Here is a 22,209-nt window from a genome sequence, read left to right as displayed (position 1 = left end):
CAATTTTCTTAGATAATGCGTACAAATATAGTCAATCAGAAATAGATCTATTTTTAATAAGTAAAAATAAATATATAGAAATTAAAATTAAAGATTATGGTCCTGGTATCCCTGAAGAAGATATTGATAAAATATTCACGAGGTTTTATAGAATTGATAAAGCGAGATCTCGCCAGTCTGGTGGATCTGGATTAGGTTTATCCATAGCAAAAGAACTGGCATCTAAAAACCAAATCGATATACAAGTTAATAGTAAATTAGGTATTGGATCAGAATTTATTTTAAAAGTGAGAAAGGTGTGAAAATGTGAAAAAACTAATTAAGCCTGTTCTTATCGTTATTATGGCAATACTTCTAATTACTTTAATTACTATTATTTATTTCAGGTCAACAGAACAATTGATGGATAAAAATCATGCGAAAACTTTGGTGTCAGAAAGGTATAAAGGCGAGTTAATTAAATTAACTCAATCTAAGGATGATCGAATGTTTTATGTAGTGATTAAAGATAAAGATAAAAAATATAGTTTAGAAATTGATAGAAAAGATGAAACAATTAAAAATGTTACATCACAATCAATTTCTAAACAAGTCGCAAAAAAGCAGAAACCTAAAAAAGAAAAAGAGAAGCAAACATTTATAACTGAAAAAAGAGCTAAACAGATTGTTATGAATGAAGTTGGTGGAACATTTGTAGATATTAAAAAAAACGAGAAATCTAAACCAGCTACTTATACAGTCACTCAGCATGTAGATCATGATGAAGGTGCAATGGTTTCTGTTAATGCGTTAAATGGTAAGGTTAATTCAGTATCTTGGTTTAATATAGAACGCCCTCAAACTGACTATAATGAGGAAAATGCTAAGAAAGAACAGTATTATTATGAAGATGATGATGACTATGATAATGATGACTACGAAGACGATTAAAGTAGTTTATCAGTTATTTCTTCTTTTTAATTGCATTTTCATGTAAACTTATATTGAAATGAAGCATGTTTTGGAGGTCGTAAAGTTGGATGGCATATTAGCAATTCATAAAGAAGTAGGCATGACAAGCCATGATGTTGTGTTTAAACTTCGTAAAATATTAAAGACAAAAAAAGTTGGTCATACGGGAACATTGGATCCGGAAGTGAGTGGTGTATTACCTATCTGTATTGGTAAAGCAACACGTGTAAGTGACTATGTTATGGAAAGTGGCAAAAAATATAAAGCAGAAGTTACGATTGGTTTTAGTACGACTACTGAAGATCAAACAGGTGAATTAGTAGAACAGAAAATTGTAAATGAGCATACATGGAGTACCGAAGATATAAGATCTACATTGAATAAATTAGTTGGTGAGATTGAACAAATACCACCTATGTACTCTGCTGTGAAAGTAAACGGCAAAAAATTATATGAATACGCACGACAAAATATTGAAGTTGAAAGACCTGTTCGTAAAGTCTTTATTAATAGCATAGAATTAACTTCAGAAATTTCATATGTTGACCAAATCTGCAAATTTGAAATCGAAGTAGAATGTGGTAAAGGGACTTATATTAGAACTTTAGCAACCCAAGTGGGTGAGTTATTAGGCTTTCCAGCACATATGTCTCATTTGATCAGATTAAAAAGTGGTGGATTTTCACTCGACCAAGCTGTTAAATTGGATGATTTAAGAGAAATAGTTGAGCAAGATAAGTTACAAAATGTGCTTCTTCCATTAGAATATGGATTGAATGGTTTAGAAAAAATAACGATAAATGATGAAGACATCGTTAAAAGAATTCAAAACGGACAAAAAATAGAAAAACATTTAATAGACGAACATAAACATGATGGTATATTCGTTGTTTGGTATGAAGAAAAAGCCATAGCAATAATGGATACATACGAAAAAAACAGTGCATTATATAAGCCGAAAAAAGTTTTTCTTTAAAGGAGTATTTTGATGGAAGTTATAGAAATTACACACCCAATAAAATCAACACAATTTGTAAATGAAAATATTGCTTTAGCAATTGGATTTTTTGATGGCATACATTTAGGTCATCAAAAAGTACTTCAAAAAATGATTAAAGTAGCTAAAGATCAACATTTAAAGAAAGCAGTCATGACATTTGATCCACACCCTTCAGTAGTATTGAATCCTGAGAAGAAGCGAACAACTTATTTAACACCTATTGCTGACAAAATAGAATCAATAGAAAAATTAGGCGTCGATTATTGTTTCGTAGTAAACTTTTCTTCAACTTTTGCAAATGTATCTGCAGATGATTTTATAGATCAGTATTTCATACAAAATCATGTGAAAGCTGTTATTGCAGGATATGATTTTAGTTTTGGTAAATATGGAAAAGGTAATATGTCTTCTTTACAAGAGAATGATTATCCTTTTAGCGTACATGTAGTATCTAAACAAACTTTGCAAGACGATGATAAAATTTCTACAACGGATATAAGAGCTTCACTTGAACTTGGTGAAATTGAAGCGTGTAATTTGGCTCTTGGTAGACCTTATGTTATTAAAGGAATGGTTGTACAAGGTGAAAAAAGAGGTAGAACAATTGGATTTCCAACGGCTAATGTAGAACCGGTTGATGATTACGTTTTACCTAGAAAAGGCGTATACGCAGTTACTATACTCATTAAATCTAGAGATAAAACGTATAAAGGTGTATGTAACGTTGGTGTTAAACCGACATTCCATGACCCTTCTGCTTCTCAAATAAGTATTGAAGTAAATATATTTGATTTTGATGAAAGTATTTACGGAGAGCGTGTTGAAGTTTATTGGCATCACTTTATTCGACCAGAACAAAAGTTTGATGGAATTGATGCACTCGTAAGTCAAATCACAAAAGATAAAGAAGAAGCGAAATCGTTATTATTGCTTGAAAGATAATATGCTTTTATGTATAATAGTTTAAGTGCCTATTCCTTGGCTAATCGACACTCCGACGATTCGCTCAGGTTTACGGTGAATACAATTATAGGAGGGAAATTGACAATGGCAATTTCACAAGAAAGAAAAAACGAACTAATTAAAGAATACCGCGTACACGAAACAGATACGGGTTCTCCAGAAGTACAAATCGCAGTTTTAACTGAAGAAATTACTACTTTAAACGAACATTTACGTACACATAAGAAAGACCATCATTCACGTCGTGGATTATTAAAAATGGTTGGTCGTCGTAAACATTTATTAACATATTTACGTGACAATGATGTTCAACGTTACCGTGATTTAATCAAATCATTAGGATTACGTCGTTAATCACAATATCAATCGAAGGAAATCGATCAGATTTCTTTCGATTTTTTTTATAAATAAATATAAAAAATAAGTATATAATGGTATGATATAAGAGATTAATTGTATGAGAGGAGATTCATAAATGTCTCAAGAGAAAAAAGTCTTTAAGACAGAATGGGCAGGCAGTCCATTAATAATTGAAACAGGCCAATTAGCAAAACAAGCTAATGGTGCAGTATTAGTAAGATATGGGGATACAGTTGTATTATCAACAGCAACTGCATCTAAAGAACCTAGAAATGTAGACTTTTTCCCATTAATGGTAAATTACGAAGAAAAAATGTACGCAGCAGGTAAAATTCCTGGTGGATTTAATAAACGTGAAGGTAGACCTGGTGAAGATGCTACTTTAACAAGTCGATTAATTGATAGACCAATTAGACCTCTATTTCCTAAAGGCTATAAACATGATGTTCAAGTAATATCAATTGTCATGAGTGTAGATTCAAATTGTTCTCCAGAAATGGCAGCAATGATTGGTTCTTCAATGGCATTATCTGTTTCTGACATCCCATTTGAAAGACCTATTGCAGGTGTAAATGTAGGTTTAGTAGATGGTGAGTATGTTATAAATCCAAATGTAGAGCAAAAAGAAGTTTCTTTATTGGATTTACAAGTAGCAGGACATAAAGATGCAGTAAACATGGTTGAAGCAGGTGCTAAAGAAGTAACTGAAGAAATGATGTTAAATGGAATTTTGTTCGGACATAAAGAAATACAAAGACTTGTTGAATTCCAAGAAGCAATTATTGAAGAAATTCAACCTGTAAAAGCAGAATTTATTCCAGTAGAAATTGAAGCTTCATTTGAAGAATCAGTTCGTACAAAAGCTGAAGCTTTAGACATAAACGCTGCAATAAGAACTGAAGAAAAACAACAACGTGATATTAATATTTCTGCTGTTAAAGATGAAGTGCTTCAACATTTCGATAATGAAGAAGATCCTGATAACGAACAAGTTCTAAAGTCTGCAAGTAAAATTTTAGATACACTTGTTAAGGACGAAGTTCGTCGCTTAATTACAGAAGATAAAATTAGACCTGATGGACGTAATCCTGAAGAAATTAGACCATTAGCATCAGAAGTTGGTCTATTACCAAGAGCGCATGGTTCTGGATTGTTTACGCGTGGACAAACACAAGCATTTTCAGTTGCTACTTTAGGTGCGCTTGGAGAACATCAAATTATTGATGGACTTGGTACTGAAGAACAAAAACGTTACATGCATCACTATAATTTCCCTAACTTCTCAGTTGGTGAAACTGGCCCAGTAAGAGGACCAGGTCGTCGTGAAATTGGACACGGTGCATTAGGAGAACGTGCTTTATTACAAGTAATTCCAGATGAAAAAGAATTCCCTTATACAATAAGAGTTGTATCTGAAGTACTTGAATCTAATGGTTCATCTTCACAAGCTTCAATTTGTGGATCAACATTAGCATTAATGGATGCTGGTGTACCAATTAAAGCGCCAGTTGCAGGTATCGCAATGGGGTTAATTACTAAAGATGATAATTATACAATTTTATCAGATATTCAAGGTATGGAAGATGCCTTAGGTGATATGGACTTTAAAGTTGCAGGTACTGAAAAAGGTATTACTGCAATTCAAATGGATATCAAGATTGACGGTTTAAGTGAGCAAATTTTAAAAGAAGCACTTGAACAAGCTAGAATTGGTAGACTATATATCTTAAACCATATGTTAGAAACGTTAAGAGAGCCTAGAGAAGAATTAAGTCAATATGCTCCTAAAATAGAAATCATGCATATTAAATCAGCCAAAATAAGAGATGTTATTGGACCTGGAGGTAAAAAAATCAATGAAATCATTGATGAAACAGGTGTTAAATTAGACATTGAACAAGATGGTACAGTATTTATCGGTTCTAAAGATAAAGAAATGATTGATCGTGCACGTAAAATCATTGAAGATATCGTAAGAGAAGCGGAAGTCGGCGCTATTTATATGGGTACAGTTAAACGTATCGAGAAATTTGGTGCATTTGTTGAAATATTCCCAGGTAAAGATGCACTAGTTCATATCTCTCAATTTTCAAACGAAAGAGTTAACAAAGTTGAAGATGTAGCAAAAATTGGTGATCAATTCTTAGTGAAAGTTACTGAAATTGACCGTCAAGGACGTGTAAATGCTTCACGTAAAGTGTTATTGGATGAAGAAAAAGAACAAAAATAGTAATATAATTAAATAAATGCTTTAAATAGGGACATTCACGTGTCCCTATTTTTATTATGAGGTGATAGAATGACAGAATTAAAATCATTAAAAAATGGTACAACATTAATATTTGAAGATGTTCCTAATAGTGAAACAATTAGTATTGGTGTATATGTAAAGACTGGTACAGCTAATGAAGGAGATTATCCTGAAGGTATTGCCCATTTTATGGAACATATGCTTTTTAAAGGAAGTAAACAGTATTCAAGACAGCAATTATCAACTGAATTTGATAAAATTGGTGGATATAATAATGCATACACAACTAAGCTTTATACTTGTTACTTCTGTAAAACTTTAAAAAGATTTGAAAAAAAAGCAACAGATTTATTATTGGACATGGTTAAGAATCCTTTATTTATAGAAGAAGAAATTACGCGTGAGAAAAAAGTAATCCTTGAAGAAATTAAAATGATTGAAGATACACCTGAAGAATGGTTATTGGATAAATTAGAAAATGAAATCTATAAAGACCAACCATTAGGTAGAATGATTTTAGGTACACCACAAAGTGTTAATGAAATTGATAGAAAAACTTTAGTCGATTTTCATGAAAAATTTTATCAAAGTAATCGATTAATCGTTTCTGTTGCTGGCGCGTACAGCGAATCTTTAAAAGAAGAAATAATCGAACGATTAACAGATGAGCAGAGTATTGCTATTGATGAAGATCAACAAAAAATGCAGTTTATTGAAAAGAAAGAAACTTACTATAAAAATGAACTTGAACAAACGCACTTTATGAGAAGCTACGTCGCACCAAGCTATAATGATGAGCACTATTATTCTACTAATATATTAAATACAATATTAGGTGAAACGATGAGTTCTAAATTATTCCAAGTGCTTAGAGAAGAACACGGTCTTTGCTATAATGTTTATTCGGATTTCCAAAGCTTTCCGAACGATGGCTTGTTGACAATCTATGTTGCAACAGATAAAGAGAATGTGGATGCTTCAAGCAAGTTGATTACAGAAGTTCTTGAAAACCTACTCAAAGATGGCATTACGCAAGAAGAACTAGACGATGCAAAAAGTCATATTATAACAAGTTTCTTAATGGCTTCTGAATCTAATCAAAATAAAATGACAAGAAATGCGCGTTCAATCATGTTTCATAACGAACTTATTTCAAACGATAAATTTGAAAAAGAAATCAATCAAATTCAGTTAAAAGATATTAAAACAGCTACAAAAATATTACTTGAAGCGTCTTATTCTGAATTTATACTTACAGAGAAATAATATATATCGTAATAAGAAGTAAAAATATTCTCTTCCTTTATTTTAATTATGTATAAGTCTGTTGTATGTGCTTGTGTAAACGATTATATAAATGGTATGATTAAATAAATATATTATGGACGGGACTACATTTAGGAGGAACAATTTTGAGTTTAATTAAAAAGAAAAATGATAAAATTCGTATCATACCACTTGGTGGTGTTGGAGAAATCGCAAAAAATATGTATATCGTTGAAGTGGATGAAGAAATGTTCATGTTAGACGCTGGTTTAATGTTTCCAGAAGATGAAATGTTAGGCGTAGACGTTGTTATACCAGATATACAATATGTAATTGAAAATAAAGAAAAGCTTAAAGGTATCTTCTTATCACATGGACATGAAGATTCAATTGGTGCAGTAAGTTATATACTTGAGAAACTAGATGCACCTGTTTATGGTTCTAGATTAACGATTGCGTTAGTAAAAGACCATATGAAAGCTAGAAAAATAAATAAAAAAGTACGTTACTATACAGTAAATAAAGATTCAGTAATGAGATTTAAAAATGTTAATGTAACGTTCTTTAATACAACACATTCAATCCCAGATAGTTTAGGTGTATGTATACATACATCTTACGGATCTATCGTATATACTGGTGAATTTAAATTCGACCAAAGTTTACAAGGGGCATATGTACCAGATATTGCTAAAATGACTGAAATTGGTCAAAATGGTGTATTTGCACTAATTAGTGATTCAACAGAAGCAGAAAAGCCTGGATATAATGTTCCGGAAAATGTTATTGAAAGTCATATAGTAGATGAATTTGCTAAAGCAAATGGTCGAATCATTGTATCTTGTTATGCATCTAACTTTATCCGTATACAACAAGTATTAAACGCAGCAAGCAAATTAAATCGTAAAGTTTCATTCTTAGGACGTTCATTAGAAAGTTCATTTAACGTAGCACGTAAACTAGGTTATTTTAATATTCCAGAAAACTTATTAGTTCCTGTTCACGATATTAGTAAGTATCCTAAGAACGAAATGATTATCATTGCAACTGGTATGCAAGGTGAACCAATTGAAGCACTAGGTCAAATGGCTCAACAAAGACATCCAATTATGAATATTTTAGAAGGGGATAATGTTTACATTTCTACTACTGCCTCTGCAAATATGGAAGTTATTATTGGACAAACTTTAAATGAGCTTGTTAAAGCTGGTGCACATATTATGCCTAATAATAAAAAGACGCATGCTTCAAGTCATGGTTGTATGGAAGAACTTAAAATGATGCTTAATTTAATGAAACCGGAATACTTTATTCCTGTACAAGGTGAATTTAAAATGCAAATTGCACATGCGAAATTGGCTGCTGAAACTGGTGTGAATCCTGAGAAGATTTTCTTACTTGAAAAAGGTGACGTTGTTAATTTTGATGGTGAAAAAATGCTTGCCAACGAAAAAGTAACAGCAGGGAATGTATTAATAGACGGAATTGGTGTCGGAGATGTAGGTAATATTGTCTTAAGAGATAGACACTTATTAGCTGAAGATGGCATATTTATAGCTGTAGTAACATTAGATCCTAAGAACAGAAAAATTGTTGGAGGACCTGAAATTCAATCACGTGGATTTGTATATGTAAGAGAAAGTGAAGAATTATTAAATGATGCTTCAGAAAAAGTACGTGAAATTGTTGAAGAAGGATTACTCCAAAAGAAAATTGAATGGTCTGAAATGAAACAAAATATGCGTGATAAACTCGGCAAATATTTATATGAACAAACGAAGCGTCGCCCGATGATTATTCCTATTATTTCTGAAATCTAATGGATTGTTTTATGGAAGATTTATTAACAGTCAAATAAGCCCAATCATGGGCTTATTTTTTGCATTATAGATAAGGAGGCTATTTCAAGATGGTACAAAAGAAGAAGCCAGCAACTAGTAAAAGAAAAACAACACGTGGTAAGAAAAAGCAAAAGGATAATACTTTAAAATATGTCATTCAAATGATAGTGCTGTTTTTATTAGTGCTAGGAGTTTTTCAATTAGGATTTATAGGATTAATAATAGATAGCTTCTTTCATTTTTTATTCGGTTACTCTAAGTACTTCACATATATTCTCATTGCGGTTATATCACTGCTAATTACAATAAACGGTAAATTGAAATTTACAAGAAGACTAAATGGTCTACTTATATTTCAAATTGCACTAATTTTTGTTATGCAATTGATTTTATATTTTAAAGATAAGTCTTTTGATACTTTTAAAATGACAATAAGTGAAACGTACTCAAGTTTAGAAAGAAATTCATTTTACTTTAATGGTGGTGGATACATAGGTTATTATGCTTTTAACGTTTTGAGTAAACTAATATCTGTTTTTGGTTATAGCTTATTAACAATACTTATATTAATATCTAGTGTTATTTTAATTGCTAAGAAAAGACATCGTGACATAACGAAATCAACTTTTGATATTGCTCAAAGCAAAACTAAATCAAAAATGACTAATTTAGAAAAAAAACGTGAAGAAAAAGCAAGAGCTAAACAATTAGAAAAAGAAAAGCGTCAAAAAAATCAACCAAAAGATGTATCGAACTTAAAAGAAATAGAGCCTACTAATGAAGTTTCAACAGTTGAACCAGAACCAGTGAATGAAGATATTCCAATTTATGAATCACAAGAAAAACTAGAAGCTAAAAGAAAGCAACAGCCGAAGCGATCACCACAAAATACTGAACCTGTCGAAAGTGAAATCAATGAATCAACTATAGATGAAACGGAGAATTTAAATTATAAATTACCATCATTAGATATTTTAAATGATCCACCTCAATCTCAATCGGTTTCAAAAAAGACTGTTCAAGAAAAAGGCAAGTTACTAGAAGCAACATTAAGAAACTTTAATGTAGATGCTAAAGTAACACAAATTAGAATTGGTCCAGCTGTTACTCAATATGAAGTTCAGCCAGCTCAAGGTGTGAAAGTTAACAAAATAGTCAATTTAAGTAATGACATCGCACTTAATTTAGCAGCTAAAGACATAAGAATTGAAGCACCTATTCCAGGTAAATCAGCTGTTGGAATTGAAGTGCCAAACGAACATATTTCAATGGTTACATTAAAAGAAGTGTTAAGCGAAGCGAAACCTACGACAAATAAACTTGAAGTAGCACTTGGTAGAGATATTTCTGGTGAGCCAATTACAGCAGAGTTAAATAAATTACCTCATTTACTTGTAGCTGGTGCAACTGGTAGTGGTAAATCAGTTTGTATTAATGGTATTATTACGAGTATTTTAATGAATGCTAAACCACATGAAGTGAAACTAATGCTGATTGACCCTAAAATGGTAGAATTAAATGTTTATAACGGTGTGCCGCATTTATTAACGCCGGTAGTCACAAACCCTCAAAAGGCAAATCAAGCATTACAAAAAGTTGTATCAGAGATGGAAAAAAGATATGACTTATTCCAACATGTAGGTGCGAGAAATATAGAAGGATATAATCAATTTATTGAACGTACGAATCAAGAAATGGAAGAAAAGCAAGCACAATTACCATATATCGTAGTTATTGTTGATGAACTTGCAGATTTAATGATGGTTGCAGGGAAAGATGTGGAGTCATCAATTATGCGAATAGCTCAGTTAGCTAGAGCAGCAGGTATACATTTAATAATCGCGACGCAAAGACCTTCTGTAGATGTTATTACAGGTAGTATTAAAGCAAATATACCATCGAGAATTGCCTTTGCAGTAAGTTCTGCAACAGATTCTAGAACGATACTAGATGGTGGTGGTGCTGAAAAACTACTTGGTAGAGGAGATATGCTATTCTTATCAAGAGATTCATCAAAACCAACAAGAATACAAGGTGCATTCTTATCAGATGGTGAAGTAGAGACAGTCGTTCAGCATGTAGTTGGAGAACAAACTGCTAATTATGTGAAAGAAATGGAACCTGATGAACCTACTGAAGCGAGTGAAATGGAAAGTGAAGATGCACTTTATAAAGAAGCATATTTATTTGTTGTTGAAGAACAAAAAGCAAGTGCTAGTTTGTTACAACGAAGATTTAGAATAGGTTATAATAGAGCATCTAGATTAATGGACGATTTAGAAAACAATGGTGTTATTGGACCACAATCAGGTAGTAAACCTAGACAAGTATTGGTTGATATTTATCAAGAGGAATAGGGGGATATTATGTCTACAGATGCAACTACAAATTTTGTTAAGAACTGGATATTAGATCAAATTCAATCAGGAGAAATTAAACCTGGTGAAACGATACCTAATGAGTTCGAAATCAAAAGATTGTTGAAAGTAAATTATGAAGAAATTGAAAAAGCTATACATGAACTTGTCACTGAACAAATCCTATCGCAAAAATCTGGGGATGTCACAGTTGTTAAACCGACTCAACCTTACTATTATCCTTTAGATGAATTGTTAAGTATTACTAAAATGATAGAAAAGAATGGAGAAGTGGCGGGTACAGAATTTATCAGTTTAGATGAAGAAGTTGCTACTTCAAAAGATATAGAAGTTCTTAATTTAGAAAAAGATGCCATGATATCTGTAATTGAAAGATTGCGAACTGCTGATGGAGAACCAGTTGTATATTGTTTAGATAAAATTGCTACTGATTTATTTGCATGTAGTGACTATCGTTCGAATTCTTCAATACTATCAGCAATAGAAAGTAAAGTAGAGTTTAAAATTACGCATGCAAATACATCTATAGAATCTATAAGCTATGAACCTTATATAAGTGAAATACTTAACTCTGAACCAGACGATGCTATGATGTTATTAACGCAGATACATTATAATGAACATGGTACACCGGTTCTTTATTCTTTAAATTATTTTAAAAGTAGTCTTGTAAAGTTTCGAATTACAAGAAATAGGATATAATAAATATATTGAGGAAAACAAAGTAACAATTGTTGCTTTGTTTCTGTATATATACATATAAGAGAGGTGTATTTGATGATTACTACAGAACATATACAATTAGCATCAAACGATGTTTATGTCATACCAACAGAAAAGTTTAAAACAACGACGATAGTTTTTAAATTTGTAGCGCCTTTAAATAGTACTACGATTACATCTAGGTCAATTTTAAGTAAGTTAATAACAAGAATAACTAAAAAGTATCAAACAGATAGAGAGATGAATAATCTACTCGCTGATTTATACGGTGCACATTTATTTAGTTATGTAAATAAACAAGCAAATAATCATATTATGACGATTGGTATTGAAATAGTGAATGAAAAATACTTAAGAAGTGAGTTATCCTTATTTGAAAATGCCGTTCAATTATTACACGAAGTAATATTTAATCCATTAATCGAAAATGGAAAGTTCAATGAAAAATATACAAAACAAGAAAAATCACTTTTACATAAAAAATTAACTGCAATAGAAGATAACAAGTCGCAACGAGCATTTATTCAGTTCATGAATCATATGTTTGAGGATGAACCATATAAATACTTAGCATCTGGTCGTCTTGAAGACATTGATAATGTGACTCCAGAATCATTAGTTGATACATATCATGATTTACTTCATGAAAACGCAATTTCTACATATATTATTGGAAACGTTGAATTAGATGAAGTTAAAGCACTTTGTAATGATTATTTTAGTTTTGATCACAATAGTCATTTAGAAATTGAAACTTCATCATTAAAAGTCATTGAAGAAGTAAAAGAAATAGTGGATTATACTAAAATTGATCAAGCTAAGTTAAATATGGGATATAGATTCCCAATTGCATTCCATTCTAAAGAATATTATTCATTTTTAGTATTGAATATGTTATTAGGTGGAGATGCATCCTCAATATTATTTAGCGAAGTTCGAGAAAAACAAAGTTTGGCATATTCTATTCATTCTCAAATTGATGCTAGAAATGGCTTTTTATATATTGTTGGTGGAATTTCCAAAGATAAAGTTCAATTAGCTAAAGACACGATATTGGACATTTATAAAGATTTAGAAGAAGGGAACTTCGACGAGCAAAAGTTAGAGTTAGCTAAAAAAGTTCTTATATCTCATGCACGAGAGACGTTTGATAAGCAACGACAAATGATTGATTTATTACATACACATGCACGTTATCAATCAGTATATAATCATGATGATTGGATTAAAGAAATAGAATCAATTACGATAGATGACATTAAAAATATTGCTCAACTTGGACAATTGGATACAATATATATACTGACTGAAGGTGAAAATAATGAGTAATCAATATTACGAACAGATTGATGAAACAGTTTATGAAGAAACTTTAGACAATGGATTAAAAGTGGTTGTTATTCCTAAGGCAGGTTTTTCTAAAACTTTTGTAACATATACGACTAATTTTGGTTCACTTGACCATACATTTAAACCACACGGGAAAGAAGCATTTGTCTCAGTTCCTGATGGTGTGGCACATTTTCTAGAACATAAACTTTTTGAAAAAGAAGAAGGCGATGTGTTTACTAGCTTTGCCGAAAATGATGCACAAGTTAATGCCTTTACGACTTTCGACAGAACGAGTTATTTATTTAGCGCGACTGGTAATATAAATAACAATATTATAAGACTATTAAAAATGATAGAGAGCCCTTATTTTACAGAGAAGACTGTTGAGAAAGAAAAAGGTATTATAGCTGAAGAAATTAAAATGTATCAAGAACAGCCGAATTATAAATTAATGTTTCAAACTTTAGGAGCACTTTATCATAATCATCCAGTTCAAGTAGATATTGCTGGTTCAGTGGACAGCATTTATAAAATAACTGCTGAAGACTTATATTTATCTTATGAAACGTTTTACCATCCTGCGAATATGGTGTTAATTATTGTTGGAGATGTAAGTCCAGAAGACACAATAGAGTTAGTTCGTAAACATGAGGCTGCAAGAAATATGAAAGAAATGCCGCCTATTACAAGAAAACCTATAGAAGAACCTACATCTGTGCATACGCCTTACATCGAGACAAAAATGGATATAATACAAGAGAAGTCTATGCTAGCTTTTAAATTTGAGCCTAATACAATTTCAGACAAAAATAGAGTTAAAAATGATATGGAAATGATGATTGCTTTAGACCTGATGTTTGGAGAACAGACAGATTTTTATCAAGGACTTCTTGAAGAAGGTATTATTGATGATACGTTTGGTTATCAATTTGCTAATGAAATGACATATAGTTACTTAATTCTAGCTGTAACAACAGATAACCATAAAGTATTTAAAGATGCTTTATTTAGAGAATTAAATAATTATATAAATACAGGTTTTAATAAAGATGAATTAGTAAGAGTCCGAAAACAAACATTAGGCGAAATTATTTCAAGTTTGAATTCTCCAGAATATATTGCAAATCAATATACGAAGTTTTATTTTGAAGGTGTTGAGCTGTTTGAACTGATTGATATATTAGAATCAGTAACGGTTGATAGTGTTCAGCAAACATTGAAATCATTAATTGATTTTGACAATATAGTTGAAAGTCGTTTGGTGAAACAAAATGGCTAGAACGCTTATAATAGGTGGAAGCGGCGATATTGGACTTTCAATAGTAGACGAATGTTTATCACTTGGTAATGAAGTCATACTACATTATAATAGTTCGAATTTAAATCTACTTAAACAAAGATACGAAGGACAAGCAGTTAGTTTTCTACAGTTTGATCTTGCAATCAGGAATGACATAAGTGAATTAGAATCAGTAGGACATATAGATCAGTTGATATACGTAGCTGGACAATCGTCATTTGGATCTATTCAAGACTTTACTGATCAAGAAATTGATGTACAATACCATATAAATGTATTTTCTTTAATTAAGGTAGTACAATTATTTGTAGATAGACTGAGAAAAAGTGAAAATGGAAGAGTTATTGTTGTATCTTCAATTTGGGGAGAAACAGGTGCAAGTTACGAAACGATTTACTCAACTATGAAAGCGGCACAATTAGGTTTTGTAAAGTCATTAGCTAAAGAGTTAGCTTTAACATCAATTACAGTTAATGCTATAACTCCAGGCGTTGTTCATGGTAAAATGACAGATGAACTTGATGCAATTACTCAAACACAGTTAAAAGAAGAAATACCACAAGGTCGCTTTGTTACGACTGGAGAGATTAGTGCGACTGTAGCTTATTTACTAAACCCGCTATCTCAAAGTGTAACTGGCCAAGTACTTCGAATTAACGGAGGATGGTATATTTAATATTGGGGTGGATATTATGGAAGAAGTAATTAAAAAAGAATGGTACTTAGAATATGATATTCAAGTAAATAGAGCAGGATTATTAGGGGATATATCTAGTCTATTAGGTATTTTAGGTATTAATATTATTACGATTAATGGTGTAGACCAAGGGAGAAGAGGTTTGCTCATTAAAACAGATGATATGAATAAAGTTAAACGCTTCGAAAATATCGTGAAAGAAATTGATGATATTACCATAAAGAAATTACGTACACCTGGTTTAAGAGATAGATTGGCAGTAAGACATGGTAGGTATATTAAACGAGATGTTGATGATAAAAAGACATTTAGATTTGAAAGAAAAGATTTAGGTTTGTTAGTTGATTTTATGGCTGAACTTTTTAAAGAAAATCGACATAAATTGATTGGTGTACGTGGTATGCCGAGAGTTGGTAAGACAGAGTCAGTAGTAGCAGCAAGTGTCTGTGCACATAAGAAATGGTTGTTTATTAGTTCAACTCTGATTAAACAAACTGTGAGAAGCTCTCTCTTAAAAGGTGAGTATGGAGACGAGAACGTTTATATAATTGATGGTGCTGTAACATCTAAACAGACAGATGAAAAGCATAAACAGTTGGTTAGAGAAGTCATGAGTTTACCAACTATTAAAGTCGTTGAACATCCTGATTTATTTGTGCAGCGCTCAGAATATAGTCTTGAAGATTTTGATTATATTATTGAATTGAGAGAAACTGAAGATCAAGAAATTACATACGAACAATTGAATAAAAATGATTTATTTACAAATGACAATATGGCATTTGGAGATGGATTTGGTTTCTTTGAATAATTTTGCTGAGGTGAATATATTTTGAAATATATTGGGGAAACATTAAGGAATAAAAGAGAACAGTTAGGTATGACATTAGTTGAACTTGAAAAAAAGACTAAGATACAGAGACCATTTTTAGTGATGATTGAAAAAAATGAATTCGAAAAATTACCAAATCCTGATTACGCTAGAGGATTCATCACTAAGTATGCATCTGCAATTAATGTAAGTCCTGCAGAATTAATTGATAAACATCAAAGTGAATTGCCTAAAACAACGCCATCTGCAAAAGAAGCATTTCGTTTATTAACACAAGAGAAAAGAAGCCAAACAGAAATATCTGAGAATAAAATGGTCGCTAAGTTAATTACTCAAATGGTTACTTTCTTTGGCGTATGTCTTATTGCTTGGGTATTATTAATAATTATCATTTAATTATATAAGCGATTGATTTATAATAGTATTATTATGTGTTTGTATGAAAAGAAGGAGAAAGAATATGAATATTCCTAATCAGTTAACGGTATTACGTGTTATTTTAATACCTATTTTTGTATTATTTTTACTTGTTGATTTTAATATGGGACAAATGAGCTTTTTGTTCGGTCAAGAAATGCGAGTAGAACAATTTATAGCAGGTATTATCTTTATTTTAGCTTCTGTTACAGATTGGTTTGACGGCTATTTAGCTAGAAAATGGGAACTTGTAACAAACATGGGGAAATTTTTAGACCCATTAGCTGATAAATTATTAGTAGCTAGTGCATTAATTGCATTAGTAGAACTAGATAAAGTATCTTCTGTTATCGCAATCATTATTATAGCGAGAGAATTTGCAGTAACGGGGTTACGATTATTGCAAATAGAACAAGGATTTGTAAGTGCAGCAGGTCAATTAGGTAAAATTAAAACGGCGGTTACGATGGTAGCTATTGTATTTATTTTACTACAAGAACCTTTCTCTACTTTATGGCAAATTAATTTAGGGCAATGGCTAATGTATGTGGCTACATTCTTTACTATTTTATCTGGAATAGAGTATTTTTATAATGGTAGAGATGTATTTAAAGGATCAAAATAATAATGACAATCAACCTACAACATTGAGTTTGTAGGTTTTTCTTTAGGAGGAACATATATGAAAGTGAGCATATTAAGTGTTGGTACTGAAATATTATTAGGACAAATTGCGAATACCAATGCTCAATTTATCTCAAAAGTATTAAACGAACTTGGTGCTAGTGTTGTGAGACATGTTGCAGTTGGTGACAATCCGGAAAGATTAGAAAGAACTTTTAAAGAAGAATTATTTAACCATGATGTTGTTATTCTCACTGGAGGATTAGGACCAACTAAGGATGATTTGACGAAACAAACGGTAGCACAAGTGTTAGAGAGAGGTCTTGAAACAAATCAACAAGCCATGGATCATATAGAGCGATATTTTAAAAATGAAAATCGCACTATGACGCCTAATAATAAACAGCAAGCGCTTGTTATTGAAGGTAGTGATGTATTAAATAATGATGTCGGTATGGCTCCAGGCATGTATTTGGAGTTAGATGACAAAAAAATTGTATTGTTACCAGGTCCACCAAAAGAACTTCAGCCTATGGTTAATCAATATCTTATACCATATTTCTTGAATGAAGCGCGTGTGATTTTCTCTGAGTCATTAAAGTTTACTGGAATAGGTGAATCAAGCCTAGAAACGGAATTGATGGATATAATAGATAATCAAACGAATCCTACAATAGCTCCTTTAGCAGGTCAACATGAAGTTTCATTAAGAATAACTGCAAATACAGAAACGAAACAAAAAGCGCTCGAATTAATCAAGCCTGTAAAAGAAGAAATTCTAAGTAGAATTGGTAAGTACTATTATGGCAGTGATGATTTGTCAATTGAAGAAGCGGTATTTAATGAATTAGATCAACCTTTTGTAATTTATGACGGCATAACTGATGGAGTACTATATTCAAGGTTAAAGCTTAGTGAGAAAAGTGAAGAGTACTTAAAAGCTTATACAGTTAAAAATGATTGGTCAGACAGTGTACTTAATATTGCACAAAATGATACGAGTGAAGAAATCACTAAAAAGTTAAAAGAAGTATTTAAAGTAGAAAGTACCATCTTATTATTGCAAGATGATAAAGAGTCTACAGTTTATATTTCGCATAAGCAAAAAAACAAAAAATTTATTTCTTCGTTAAGCCAATCATATGCTGGAAGACGTGATAGAATAAGCAATATAGCACTTATTGAATATTTAAACTTATTACGATGAGATTCATAATTTAATAATATCGGTACCTATGTTCGTATATTTTCAAAAAACGAACACAAAAACACGAACAAATATTCGCTTTATGCTTGCAATTTAGAACGAAACCAGATATAGTAATAATAGCTAATTAAACAAGTAAATTCATTTTATATATATAGGAGGTTATCGCGTGAACGACCGTCAGAAAGCACTCGATACAGTAATTAAGAATATGGAAAAATCCTTTGGTAAAGGGGCAGTAATGAAGCTAGGGGATAATACAAGTAGAGAAGTATCTGCAGTTTCTAGTGGATCTATCACACTTGATAAAGCACTAGGTGTTGGTGGATATCCTAAAGGACGTATCATAGAGATATATGGACCAGAAAGTTCTGGTAAAACGACAGTAGCTTTACATGCTATTGCCGAAGCACAACGACAAGGTGGCGTAGCTGCTTTCATTGATGCTGAACACGCATTAGATCCTGTTTATGCTAAGAACTTAGGCGTAGATATTGATAACCTATACTTATCTCAACCTGACCATGGTGAGCAAGGATTAGAAATAGCTGAAGCTTTTGTACGAAGTGGTGCTGTGGATATCGTAATTATTGACTCAGTTGCTGCTTTAACACCTAAAGCAGAAATTGAAGGCGAAATGGGAGATACTCATGTTGGTTTACAAGCAAGATTGATGAGTCAAGCTTTGCGTAAATTATCAGGAGCAATTTCTAAATCTAATACAACTGCAGTATTTATAAACCAAATTCGTGAAAAAGTTGGCGTTATGTTTGGTAACCCAGAAGTTACACCTGGTGGACGTGCACTTAAATTCTATAGTTCTGTCCGTTTAGAAGTACGTCGTGCTGAACAATTGAAACAAGGACAAGAAGTTGTAGGTAACCGTACTAAAATTAAAGTTGTTAAAAATAAAGTTGCACCACCATTTAGAGTAGCAGAAGTAGATATCATGTATGGTGAAGGTATTTCTCGTGAAGGTGAGTTAATAGACTTAGCTGTTGAATATGATTTTGTTGATAAATCTGGTGCTTGGTATTCATACAATGGAGAACGTATGGGTCAAGGTAAAGAAAATGTTAAATCTTATTTAAAAGAAAATCCAGCAATTATTGAAGAAATTGATGGTCTTTTAAGAGATGAATTAGGCTTCAATGGTAAGAAGAAAGAAGAAGCTAAAAAAGAAGACAAAGCTAAAAAGGAAGACAAAGCTGAAAAGACAGGAAGTCCAGGACAAGAAACTTTATTAGACTAAACTGTGTTTATCTATAAATTTAAACATTCTATGAATCACTTTTTTTAAAGTAGATTTGTAGAATGTTTTTTTATAAAAGAGTATTAAAAATAAAGTCCATGTCCTTGACACTTGTACAAATTTAAACGTACAATTGAGTTGTATGATTCCAATGTTCCATTTAATCATATTTTTGTATATATAAGACATAGAACCTAGATAGAAGGAGGTGTTTATGTGGACTTATTAACCCTCTTACTCATTTTGCTAGGAGTTATTCTAGGTGTTGTTGTAGGATACTTTTTCGCACATAATAGCTTAACGAAAAAGCAAGATCAAGCCCGTCAGTCTGCTCACTATATAATAAGTGAGGCTAATAAAGAAGCTGAGAGCCTAAAGAAAGAAAAGTTGATTGAAGCAAAAGAAGAAAATCAACAAATTAGAGATCATCTTGATAGTGAAATACGAGAGAGAAGAAGTGACCTACAAAAGCAAGAAGCAAGATTACTTCAAAAAGAAGAGAACTTAGAGCGCAAATCTGATCTTTTAGACAAAAAAGATGAAATTCTAGAAAACAAAGAAGCTAAAATTGAAGAGCGACAACAACAGGTAGATGCAAAAGAGAGTAATGTTCAAGAAATAATAACGAAACATGAACAAGAACTAGAACGCATCTCCGGACTAACACGTGAAGAAGCTCGTAAAGAGCAATTTTCACAAGTTGAAGAAGAACTGTCACATGATATTGCTGTACTTGTAAAAGACAAAGAACGCGAACTAAAAACAAATGTAGATAAGAAAGCTAAAGAACTGTTAGCAACAACAGTGCAAAGATTAGCTGCAGATCATACTTCTGAGTCAACTGTATCAGTTGTTAATCTACCTAACGATGAAATGAAAGGTCGTATTATCGGTCGTGAAGGTCGAAATATACGTACTTTAGAAACATTGACAGGTGTAGATTTAATAATAGACGATACACCAGAAGCAGTAATTTTATCTGGATTTGACCCAATTCGTAGAGAAATCGCTAAGACAGCTTTAACTAATTTAGTATCTGATGGACGTATCCATCCAGGTAGAATTGAAGATATGGTTGAAAAAGCGAGAAGAGAAGTTGATGAACTGATGAGAGAATCAGGTGAACAAGCTACCTTTGAATTAGGTATTCATAACTTACATCCAGAATTGGTTAAAATTTTAGGACGAATGAAATATCGTACAAGTTATGGCCAAAGTGTACTGAAACACTCTGTAGAAGTTGCACAACTTTCAGGAATGTTAGCAGCTGAATTAGGTGAAGATGTCACTTTAGCAAAACGAGCAGGTTTATTACATGATATTGGGAAAGCTATTGATCACGAAGTTGAAGGTAGCCATGTTGAAATAGGGGTAGAACTTGCAAAGAAATATCATGAACATGATACAGTCATAAATGCAATACACTCACATCATGGGGATGTAGATCCAACATCAGTCATTTCTATATTGGTAGCAGCAGCAGATGCATTAAGTGCTGCAAGACCAGGAGCTAGACGTGAAACTTTAGAAAATTATGTAAAACGTTTAGAAAGATTAGAAGAAATATCAGAAGGTTATCAAGGTGTAGAAAAAGCCTTTGCAATACAAGCAGGTAGAGAGATTAGAGTAATTGTTTCTCCTGAAGATATTGACGACTTGAAAGCACATAGGATAGCAAGAGATATTAAAGATCAAATAGAAGGTGAATTACAATATCCAGGGCATATTAAAGTGACAGTTGTCCGCGAGATGAGAGCAACCGAATACGCTAAATAGTTGCCCTTAAATTTAAAACCCTTTAACCACAACGGTTAGAGGGTTTTTTGTTATCTATAAATGGGTGGCATTTATAATAGTGGGATATTAATATAAAAAAAATCATTTGTACATTTTTAATTATACCGGTACAATATAATTAAGCCGTATAAAAAGGGGTATTAAATTGGATATTAAATTAGTTGTAACAGATATGGATGGGACTTTTTTAGATAATAATAGTGATTTTAATAGAGAAGCTTTTAAAGCATTAAAGGAAAATTTGGTTTCTAAAGATATTAGATTTGTATTTTGTACTGGGAAACAATGCGAAAGAGTCGAAAATATTGTGGGAGATTTGAGTAACGATACTTTTATCATTGGAGATAGTGCTACGCGTATAAAGTATAATGGAGAATTTCTATATACAGCTACTATCAATAATAATTTAGGCTTAAATATTATTGAATCGTTAAAAGAAATAGATGAAGAACAGACTATTATAGCTTGTACAGAAGAAGTTGCTTATGTTTTAGAATCTACTTCAGAAGAAGAACGTAAATTTGTGCATGGATCATATCAAAATGTGAAATACATAAAAGATTTTGTAGAAATAAAAAGTGATTTCTTAAAGATTACAGTTCATGATATTAAAGGGAAATGTAAGAATACAGCCGAACAAATTGGTTACTTTAAAAATGAGGTTTATATAGTTGCTTCTGAACATTATTGGATTGATATTACAGCATTAGGTGTTAATAAAGGAACGACTATAAATAGAATACAAAGTATTTTAAATATAGACCCATCTGAAACAATTGCTTTTGGAGATGGTTTAAACGATATCGACTTATTTAAATCAGCTAAGTATAAAGTAGCAATGGATAACGCGTATCCAGAACTAAAAGAAGCAGCAAATCTAATTTCAGTAAATAATAATAAAAGTGGGGTTATTAAAACTTTGGAATTATTAGTTTAAATCTAAATAATTTACATAAAAATTGTATTTGTATTAAAAAAAGCCTATAACGCACTGGTTATAAGCTTTTTTATATTAAGT

20 protein-coding genes are annotated in these 22,209 nt (G+C 31.7%); all 20 read left to right on the top strand.

Annotated elements, in window-relative coordinates; all coding sequences use genetic code 11:
- Window positions 1-302, top strand: a 302-nt coding sequence (locus CD129_RS02020) for a sensor histidine kinase (RefSeq protein WP_144436998.1), incomplete at its 5' end; no start/stop codon positions are given.
- A 4-nt stretch (window positions 303-306) separates the two neighbouring features.
- A complete protein-coding gene (locus tag CD129_RS02015) occupies window positions 307-930 on the top strand; it encodes a hypothetical protein (protein ID WP_107510129.1) in 624 nt (207 codons plus the stop codon).
- 85 nt (window positions 931-1,015) lie between these two features.
- Window positions 1,016-1,927, top strand: a complete 912-nt coding sequence (gene truB, locus CD129_RS02010) for a tRNA pseudouridine(55) synthase TruB (protein ID WP_088368983.1) — start codon at window positions 1,016-1,018, stop codon at window positions 1,925-1,927.
- A 12-nt stretch (window positions 1,928-1,939) separates the two neighbouring features.
- Window positions 1,940-2,893: a riboflavin biosynthesis protein RibF gene (gene ribF, locus CD129_RS02005; RefSeq protein ID WP_078356171.1), complete on the top strand. Its 954-nt coding sequence runs from the start codon at window positions 1,940-1,942 to the stop codon at window positions 2,891-2,893.
- A gap of 105 nt (window positions 2,894-2,998) precedes the next feature.
- Window positions 2,999-3,268, top strand: a complete 270-nt coding sequence (rpsO, locus tag CD129_RS02000) for a 30S ribosomal protein S15 (RefSeq protein ID WP_078356172.1) — start codon at window positions 2,999-3,001, stop codon at window positions 3,266-3,268.
- 121 nt (window positions 3,269-3,389) lie between these two features.
- Complete coding sequence (gene pnp / locus CD129_RS01995) at window positions 3,390-5,504, top strand: polyribonucleotide nucleotidyltransferase (protein WP_078356173.1); 2,115 nt, start codon at window positions 3,390-3,392, stop codon at window positions 5,502-5,504.
- 69 nt (window positions 5,505-5,573) lie between these two features.
- The gene (locus tag CD129_RS01990; RefSeq protein WP_115337521.1) at window positions 5,574-6,791 is read left to right on the top strand and encodes a M16 family metallopeptidase; all 1,218 of its coding nucleotides are present in this window, start codon (window positions 5,574-5,576) and stop codon (window positions 6,789-6,791) included.
- A gap of 146 nt (window positions 6,792-6,937) precedes the next feature.
- Window positions 6,938-8,611 (top strand): ribonuclease J2, encoded by a 1,674-nt coding sequence (gene rnjB, locus CD129_RS01985; protein WP_115337520.1) that lies wholly within the window; start codon window positions 6,938-6,940, stop codon window positions 8,609-8,611.
- Window positions 8,612-8,700: 89 nt separating this feature from the next.
- Window positions 8,701-10,989, top strand: a complete 2,289-nt coding sequence (locus CD129_RS01980) for a DNA translocase FtsK (protein WP_115337519.1) — start codon at window positions 8,701-8,703, stop codon at window positions 10,987-10,989.
- Window positions 10,990-10,998: 9 nt separating this feature from the next.
- The gene (locus CD129_RS01975) at window positions 10,999-11,712 is read left to right on the top strand and encodes a GntR family transcriptional regulator (RefSeq protein ID WP_078356177.1); all 714 of its coding nucleotides are present in this window, start codon (window positions 10,999-11,001) and stop codon (window positions 11,710-11,712) included.
- Window positions 11,713-11,787: 75 nt separating this feature from the next.
- Window positions 11,788-13,062: an EF-P 5-aminopentanol modification-associated protein YfmF gene (gene yfmF, locus CD129_RS01970; protein WP_115337518.1), complete on the top strand. Its 1,275-nt coding sequence runs from the start codon at window positions 11,788-11,790 to the stop codon at window positions 13,060-13,062.
- Complete coding sequence (gene yfmH, locus CD129_RS01965) at window positions 13,055-14,344, top strand: EF-P 5-aminopentanol modification-associated protein YfmH (protein ID WP_115337517.1); 1,290 nt, start codon at window positions 13,055-13,057, stop codon at window positions 14,342-14,344. Before yfmF ends, yfmH begins: the two co-directional genes overlap by 8 nt.
- Complete coding sequence (ymfI, locus tag CD129_RS01960) at window positions 14,337-15,041, top strand: elongation factor P 5-aminopentanone reductase (protein WP_078356180.1); 705 nt, start codon at window positions 14,337-14,339, stop codon at window positions 15,039-15,041. Before yfmH ends, ymfI begins: the two co-directional genes overlap by 8 nt.
- Before the next feature lie 16 nt (window positions 15,042-15,057).
- Entirely contained in the window at window positions 15,058-15,873 is an 816-nt protein-coding gene (locus CD129_RS01955; RefSeq protein WP_078356181.1) for a YmfK family protein, read from the top strand.
- Between the two features lie 21 nt (window positions 15,874-15,894).
- The gene (locus CD129_RS01950; RefSeq protein ID WP_107509944.1) at window positions 15,895-16,290 is read left to right on the top strand and encodes a helix-turn-helix domain-containing protein; all 396 of its coding nucleotides are present in this window, start codon (window positions 15,895-15,897) and stop codon (window positions 16,288-16,290) included.
- A 64-nt stretch (window positions 16,291-16,354) separates the two neighbouring features.
- Entirely contained in the window at window positions 16,355-16,936 is a 582-nt protein-coding gene (gene pgsA, locus CD129_RS01945) for a CDP-diacylglycerol--glycerol-3-phosphate 3-phosphatidyltransferase (protein ID WP_078356183.1), read from the top strand.
- Between the two features lie 57 nt (window positions 16,937-16,993).
- On the top strand, window positions 16,994-18,142 hold the full coding sequence (locus tag CD129_RS01940) for a CinA family nicotinamide mononucleotide deamidase-related protein (protein WP_115337516.1): 1,149 nt from the start codon (window positions 16,994-16,996) through the stop codon (window positions 18,140-18,142).
- 211 nt (window positions 18,143-18,353) lie between these two features.
- Window positions 18,354-19,394 carry a recombinase RecA gene (gene recA, locus CD129_RS01935; RefSeq protein ID WP_237687696.1) on the top strand — a complete coding sequence of 347 codons (1,041 nt, stop codon included), beginning with the start codon at window positions 18,354-18,356 and terminating at the stop codon, window positions 19,392-19,394.
- Between the two features lie 216 nt (window positions 19,395-19,610).
- Complete coding sequence (rny, locus tag CD129_RS01930; RefSeq protein WP_078356186.1) at window positions 19,611-21,170, top strand: ribonuclease Y; 1,560 nt, start codon at window positions 19,611-19,613, stop codon at window positions 21,168-21,170.
- A 166-nt stretch (window positions 21,171-21,336) separates the two neighbouring features.
- Entirely contained in the window at window positions 21,337-22,128 is a 792-nt protein-coding gene (locus tag CD129_RS01925; protein WP_115337515.1) for an HAD family hydrolase, read from the top strand.
- Window positions 22,129-22,209: the final 81 nt, after the last annotated feature.

It is taken from the genome of Mammaliicoccus fleurettii, assembly GCF_003970575.1.
GTDB lineage: Bacteria > Bacillota > Bacilli > Staphylococcales > Staphylococcaceae > Mammaliicoccus > Mammaliicoccus fleurettii.
Note: the sequence above shows the minus strand (reverse complement) of the source record. Positions and strands in the feature narration are given on the sequence as shown.

What these genes read in the sequence shown, in the direction of transcription:
- CD129_RS01990 (WP_115337521.1), top strand. Translation starts at nt 5,574, where the DNA reads ATGACAGAATTAAAATCATTAAAAAATGGTACAACATTAATATTTGAA.
- pnp (WP_078356173.1), top strand. Translation starts at nt 3,390, where the DNA reads ATGTCTCAAGAGAAAAAAGTCTTTAAGACAGAATGGGCAGGCAGTCCA.
- ymfI (WP_078356180.1), top strand. Translation starts at nt 14,337, where the DNA reads ATGGCTAGAACGCTTATAATAGGTGGAAGCGGCGATATTGGACTTTCA.
- CD129_RS01940 (WP_115337516.1), top strand. Translation starts at nt 16,994, where the DNA reads ATGAAAGTGAGCATATTAAGTGTTGGTACTGAAATATTATTAGGACAA.
- yfmF (WP_115337518.1), top strand. Translation starts at nt 11,788, where the DNA reads ATGATTACTACAGAACATATACAATTAGCATCAAACGATGTTTATGTC.
- yfmH (WP_115337517.1), top strand. Translation starts at nt 13,055, where the DNA reads ATGAGTAATCAATATTACGAACAGATTGATGAAACAGTTTATGAAGAA.
- rpsO (WP_078356172.1), top strand. Translation starts at nt 2,999, where the DNA reads ATGGCAATTTCACAAGAAAGAAAAAACGAACTAATTAAAGAATACCGC.
- recA (WP_237687696.1), top strand. Translation starts at nt 18,354, where the DNA reads ATGGAAAAATCCTTTGGTAAAGGGGCAGTAATGAAGCTAGGGGATAAT.
- CD129_RS01980 (WP_115337519.1), top strand. Translation starts at nt 8,701, where the DNA reads ATGGTACAAAAGAAGAAGCCAGCAACTAGTAAAAGAAAAACAACACGT.
- CD129_RS01975 (WP_078356177.1), top strand. Translation starts at nt 10,999, where the DNA reads ATGTCTACAGATGCAACTACAAATTTTGTTAAGAACTGGATATTAGAT.
- CD129_RS01955 (WP_078356181.1), top strand. Translation starts at nt 15,058, where the DNA reads ATGGAAGAAGTAATTAAAAAAGAATGGTACTTAGAATATGATATTCAA.
- ribF (WP_078356171.1), top strand. Translation starts at nt 1,940, where the DNA reads ATGGAAGTTATAGAAATTACACACCCAATAAAATCAACACAATTTGTA.
- pgsA (WP_078356183.1), top strand. Translation starts at nt 16,355, where the DNA reads ATGAATATTCCTAATCAGTTAACGGTATTACGTGTTATTTTAATACCT.